Consider the following 5,617-nt stretch of genomic DNA (forward strand, 5'->3'; position numbering starts at 1 on the left):
GGACTACTACGGCAAGGGCCTGTTCTCGCGCAGTGAGTTCGAGGTAATGGCTGAGCGCCTGGCTACCATCCGGGGCCGCTTCCTGCTCAGCCTCAACGACACCCCCGAGGTCCGCGCGACCTTCCAGGGCTTCCGCATCAAGGCCACCAAGACCACCTACACCGCCGCCCGTGAGGCCAACGCGATGGTCCGTGAAGTGTTCATCACCAACTACGAACCCCCGACCAACCAGCTCAACCTCTGCGACATCTAAAGACCGGGGCGGGAAGGCCGCCCCGGCTATCCAAAGATAAGTGGCGTGGAAAATCCAAAGATAAGTGGCGCGTTACAGCGGCTGCGGAGAGCACTCGCCCCGCCAGACACAAGACAGGGGCCGCAACTTGCGTTGCGGCCCCTGTTGTCTTCTGGTGCCGAAGGGGAGACTCGAACTCCCACGACCGTGAGGTCACCACCCCCTCAAGATGGCGTGTCTACCAGTTCCACCACTTCGGCGTGTGGGGGCCTTGTCTGGCACAGGGGGCGCGGAAAAGCAAGCGCTTTCTCCCGGCGGGCGGAAGCGGCGCCCGATGCCCTTGGTGACCCCGGCGGGGGCGACCATGGCCTTATCCCCCCCGGCGAGGGCTACGCGCGGGAGCCGGGCGCCCGCTCCGGGGCCAAGGCCTTCGCCCGGCGCGGGGCCCTGCTTCTGCGCCACGTCCTCCGCGCACCCCTCCCGCGCCCTCCCGCACCGGATTTCCTGCCCGCTTCCCTTCCCGGCCCGGGCGTGGTAGCCGTTGCGCATCGTCCATATCCGCAACTGCATACGGAGGTTCCCCATGCCCCCCGCACCCCGGACACCCCGCGCCCGCAGCCCCCGTGCGGCCAGCCCCACGGCGCCCGCCCCGGCCCTGACCCTCGCCCGCCGCGCCCTGGCCCGCATCCTGGCCCCTGCCCTGGCCCTGGCCCTGCTGGCCGGGTGTTCCCTGCTGGGCGTCGGCGCCCAGCCCCAGGCCGAGCCCCTGGCCTCGGCCCCGCCCTACGCCACCAACCCCGACTTCAGCACCAACCCCTTCTGGGACGGCACCAGCGGCGGCGACTACGGCACCGGCCTGGCCCTGGCCGACATCAACGGCGACAAATACCCCGACCTCATCGTGGCCAGCGGCAACGACAAGGCCCTGCAACAGGTCCAGGTCTACTACAACGACGGCCACGGCAAGTTCCCCACCACGCCCGACTGGCATTCCACCGACACCGTGGACGGCCTCTACGGCGAGCACAACGCCCTGGTGGCCGTGGGCGACATCGACGGCGACGGCTACAACGACGTGGCCGTGTCCATCTTCCTGGGCCCGCGCAACGAGTACGCCAAGGGCGGCGCCAAGGTCTATTTCAACCGCGGCGGCACCCTGGAAACCACGGCCTCCTGGCGCGTCACCGGGTTCCCCTCCTTCGGGCTGGACCTGGCCGACGCCAACGGCGACGGCCTGCTGGACCTGGCCGTGGCCTGCGGCGAGCCCATCCCCTCCGAGGAGGTCTGGGCCACCCAGCCCTGCGACAGCGCCGCCAGCGCCGCGCGCAAGCACCGCCCGGCTCCCGGGGCCACCTCCCTGGGCGCCACGGCCAACCCCGACCCGCCCTACGAGGTCCAAAACCGCATCTACTACAACACCGGCAAGGGCCTGAGCACGACCCCCGGCTGGGTCTCCGCCGACGCCTTCGTGGCCATGGGCTGCGTCTTCGCCGACGTGAACGCCGACGGGTTCATGGACATCGTCTTCGACTCCGCCCCCGTGCGCGCCTACCTGGGCCGCAACGACGGCAGCATCGACACCAGCCCGGGCTGGACCAGCAACGACGTGAACTACTACGGCAACGGCATCGACTTCGCCCGCACCCTGCACAACGCGGCCTCCGCCCGCCCCGACGACGTGCCCACCCTGGCCACCTCGTCCAGCAACTACATCGGCAACGGGCGCGGCGGCTTCTCCCTCTACCGCTTCCTGGATCCCTACATCATCCAGTACGCCCCGCGCACCAGCTGGCCCGACTGGCAGTCCGACCAGGGCGGCTGGGGCTCGGCCATCCATCTGGTGGACCTGAACCAGGACGGCAACCTGGACATCCTGACCCACCGCTGGAACGACCCCGGGCGCAACGACCTCGACGGCACCCTGCTCTACTTCCAGGGCAACGACGCCACCGCCTCCACCAGCCCCGACTGGACCACCACCGCCACCTCGGTCATCGAATCCATCCAGACCGCCGACCTGGACATCGGCGAACTGACCGTGGGCCAGGACAGCTTCGTCATCGATTCCGCCTATGTCGCCCGCTACTGGAAGCCCGGGCAGGACCACATGCGCGTGCTCTACGTGCAGCAGCAAAGCCCCGTGACCGTCTACGCCGTGGCCGTCAACGGCGCGGCCCTGCCCAAGGGCGGCTACCGCACCGTGCCGGGGCGCAACTGGGTGGCCTTCACCCAGCCCATCCTGGCCGGAGACACCGTGCAGATCAGCTACCTCTATTCGTCGCTGCCCGACCTCGTGTACACCAACTGGAACTGCGACAAGGGCACCTACATCTACTACAACCGGGGCCGGTAGCGCCCGGCGGCCCGGCCCCTGCCCGGGGCCGGGCCCTTGCCCGGCGGGCGCAATTGCTGTACGCCATGGGCACACACAAACCCGGAGACCGCCCATGCTGACCATCGGATGGATCGCCTTCGCCTACCTGCTCGGAGCCGTGCCCTTCGGCCTCATCGTGGGCAAGCTCTGCGGCGTGGACCCGCGCACCGCGGGCAGCTGCAACACCGGCGCCACCAACATCGCCCGGCTGTGCGGCTTCAAATACGGCGTGCTGGCCCTGGCTCTGGACCTGGGCAAGGGCCTGGCCCCCGTGGCCCTGGCGCGCACCTTCACCGACTCGCCCCTGTTCCTCGCCCTGGCTGCGGGCGCCGCCATCACCGGGCACTGCTATTCCGTGTTCCTGCGCGGCAAGGGCGGCAAGGCCGTGGCCACCACCATCGGCGCCTTCGTGGCCCTGTCCTTCTGGCCGACCCTGATCTCCTGCCTGCTGTGCGTGGCGGTCATCGCCCGCTCGGGCTATGTGTCCCTGGGGTCGCTGACCCTGGCCGCCGCCCTGCCCGTGGCCATGCTGCTCACCGGGCAGCTGACCTACGCCGCCCTCGGCCTGGCCGTCATGGCCCTGATCTTCTGGCGCCACCGCGAGAACATCCAGCGCCTGGCGCGCGGCGAGGAAAAGCCCTGGCGCAAGAAGGACGCCCAGCCCGACCCCGCCGCCGAAGAGGACTGAGGCCCCGCCCCCGGCCTGCGGGCCTCGCCCCGCCCGAAAGCGCCCCCGGCCCCACGGGCAGGGGGCAACACACGCGCCAGGAAGCGCCGGAACCCGCGCGAGCCCGTTCCGGCATCCGCTCCATCCGCCCCGGCCCGCACGGGGTTGCCCCTCGGCGGGGACGGCAGTACAAGGCTGCTGCCTGCCTGGATTTTCCGCCTGCACCCCGCAACCGCAAGAAGGGCACATGCAACGGGACGCGCTGCGCTACGATGTCGATGAAACCCCCTCCCTGCCCTTGTGTGCAGCCCTGGCCCTGACCCATGTGCTGGTCATTTTCGACGGCATCCTGTTCATCCCCAACGTCATCGGCAAGACCCTGGACGTGGCCCCGGACACGCTGCGCTTCGTGACCTTCGGGACGCTGCTGGTGGCGGCGGTGTTCACCTTCCTGCAAAGCAGGCGCACCCTGGGCATCGGCGCGGGGTTCATCCTCTTCACCGGCTCCTACAGCGCCTTTCTGGTCTGCTCCCTGGACGCGGTGCGCATGGGCGGCTTCGCCACCCTGGCCACCATGTCCCTGCTCACGGTGCCCCTGGTGTTCCTGTATACCTATTTCATCCGCTTCTTCCGGCATATCATCACCCCCGGCGTGGGCGGCGTGGTGGTCCTGCTCATCGCCATGGCCATGGTGCCCGTGGCGCTGGACCTGTGGAGCGGCGGCGGGGGCGGCTCGCCCGGGGACACCCGCATCCAGTTCGCCGTGGGCCTGGCCACGGCCCTGCCCATGACGCTGTGCATGCTCTTCGGCAACAGGGCGCTCAAGCTGTGGGGGCCGCTGCTGTCCCTGGTCTGCGGCTACGTTACGGCCTGGGGCGTGGGGCAGCTGCATTTCGAGCATTTCGCCGCAGCGCCCTGGTTCGGCCTGCCGCCCCTGGCCTGGCCGGGGCTGGAGCTGGAGCTTTCGGGCCTGCATGTGCCGCTGCTGCTGGCCTTTGCCATCGCCATGCTCATCAGCGTCATCGAAAACACGGGCAACATCATGCTCGTGCAGCAGATTTCCCAGCGCAATTTCCGCCGCGTGTCCTACGACCGCATCCAGAGCGGGCTGTACTGCGACGGGTTGAGCAAGGTCGCCGCCGGGATGCTGGGCACCGCCGTGCCCTCGGTATACTGCGACAACCTGCCCCTGGTGGAGATGACCGGGGTGGCTTCGCGGCGGGTGGGGGCCATGGGCGGGGCCCTGCTGCTCCTGCTGGCCTTCATGCCCAAGGCCGGGGCCTTCATGCTGGACATGCCCGGCCCGGTGATGGGCGGGTTCCTGGTGGTCATCGTGGCCATGCTGTTCCACGCGGGCATCGGGCTGGTGACCATGAACCGCCTGAGCAACCAGCACGGCATCATCCTCGGCCTGTCCATGGCCGTGGGGCTGGTGGCCCAGAGCGGGTCGTACTTCCCCGGCCTGGTGCCGGATGCCCTGAGCCCGCTTTTGGCCAACAGCGTGGCCGTGGGCGGGTTCACGGCCTTCGGCCTGAGCGCCGTGGCCTGGCTGCTGCCCAGGCGCTCCGTGGACGGCACGTTCCCGGCCCGCGTGGAGGTGCTGCCCGAGATGCAGCGCCTGCTGGAGGCCGGGCGCACCCGGCTCGACCTGTCCCCGGAGTCGTTCAACATCCTGTCGCTGTGCTGCGAGGAAGTCTTCTGCCACATGGCCGGAGCGCCCAGCCCCGACGCGGACCGCTTCCTGACCGTGCGCATCTCGCGCGTGGAGGACGGCGTCTTCACGGAGATGATCTGCGGCCACCAGATGGACGACATCAACAACTTCGCCGTGCCCGAAAGCCTGTTCAGCGCCAAGCCCGACGAACTGCGCCAGCTCGGCATGGTCCTTTTCGCAGGCTACGCGCGCGACGTGAAGCACATCGAGATATCCGGCTATTCCTTCATCTCGTTCCTCACGTCCTAGCCTTGCCCCGGGGCGCTGCCCCGGACCCCGGCAGGGCCGCAGGCCCGGGGGGGCGCTGCCCCCCTGCACCCCCCGCGAGGGGCCGGGGGCCCAGGGGCCCCATACGCCGCCCCGGCTGGCTGCGGCGAAGCGCCGCAACCACCCGGGGCGGGGGCAGGGCGGGAGGATGGGCACACCCTGGCCAAACTGGAAAACTCCTCGGGCCGGATTCCCTTGCGGGAATCCGGCTCGAAATTTTTGGGGTCTGGCTGGTCACGGGGCAGGCCCCGCCCGTTTCTCTGGCCCCTTCCCCCAACCCCGCCCCCCCCAACCTTTCCCCCGAGAGCGCATTTTGGGGGTGAGGGGGGTGTGGGTCCGGGAGAGGGGGGAGCGGGGGAATTT

At 69.7% G+C, this 5,617-nt stretch carries 3 protein-coding genes, 1 tRNA gene and 1 pseudogene; 4 read left to right on the forward strand and 1 reads right to left on the reverse strand.

All coding sequences use genetic code 11. The features are described from left to right. Positions 1–253, forward strand: a pseudogene (locus G495_RS22265) (DNA adenine methylase); the annotation flags it as partial. Between the two features lie 152 nt (positions 254–405). Here G495_RS22265 and G495_RS0114365 read toward each other — a convergent pair. Next, positions 406–492: transfer RNA gene (locus tag G495_RS0114365), tRNA-Leu, on the reverse strand. 323 nt (positions 493–815) lie between these two features. Between G495_RS0114365 and G495_RS0114370 the strand changes: the two genes are divergently transcribed. The 3 genes from G495_RS0114370 to G495_RS0114380 all read left to right on the forward strand — a co-directional run bounded on the left by G495_RS0114370 (position 816) and on the right by G495_RS0114380 (position 5,236). Next, positions 816–2,585 (forward strand): FG-GAP repeat domain-containing protein, encoded by a 1,770-nt coding sequence (locus G495_RS0114370; protein WP_028588346.1) that lies wholly within the window; start codon positions 816–818, stop codon positions 2,583–2,585. A 94-nt stretch (positions 2,586–2,679) separates the two neighbouring features. Further along, positions 2,680–3,294 (forward strand): glycerol-3-phosphate 1-O-acyltransferase PlsY, encoded by a 615-nt coding sequence (plsY, locus tag G495_RS19445; protein ID WP_051445414.1) that lies wholly within the window; start codon positions 2,680–2,682, stop codon positions 3,292–3,294. A gap of 226 nt (positions 3,295–3,520) precedes the next feature. Further along, positions 3,521–5,236: a uracil-xanthine permease family protein gene (locus G495_RS0114380; protein WP_028588347.1), complete on the forward strand. Its 1,716-nt coding sequence runs from the start codon at positions 3,521–3,523 to the stop codon at positions 5,234–5,236. Positions 5,237–5,617: the final 381 nt, after the last annotated feature.

Source organism: Desulfocurvus vexinensis DSM 17965 (genome assembly GCF_000519125.1).
GTDB classification, from domain to species: Bacteria; Desulfobacterota; Desulfovibrionia; order Desulfovibrionales; family Desulfovibrionaceae; genus Desulfocurvus; species Desulfocurvus vexinensis.

What these genes read in the sequence shown, in the direction of transcription:
- G495_RS0114380 (WP_028588347.1), top strand. Translation starts at nt 3,521, where the DNA reads ATGCAACGGGACGCGCTGCGCTACGATGTCGATGAAACCCCCTCCCTG.
- G495_RS0114370 (WP_028588346.1), top strand. Translation starts at nt 816, where the DNA reads ATGCCCCCCGCACCCCGGACACCCCGCGCCCGCAGCCCCCGTGCGGCC.
- plsY (WP_051445414.1), top strand. Translation starts at nt 2,680, where the DNA reads ATGCTGACCATCGGATGGATCGCCTTCGCCTACCTGCTCGGAGCCGTG.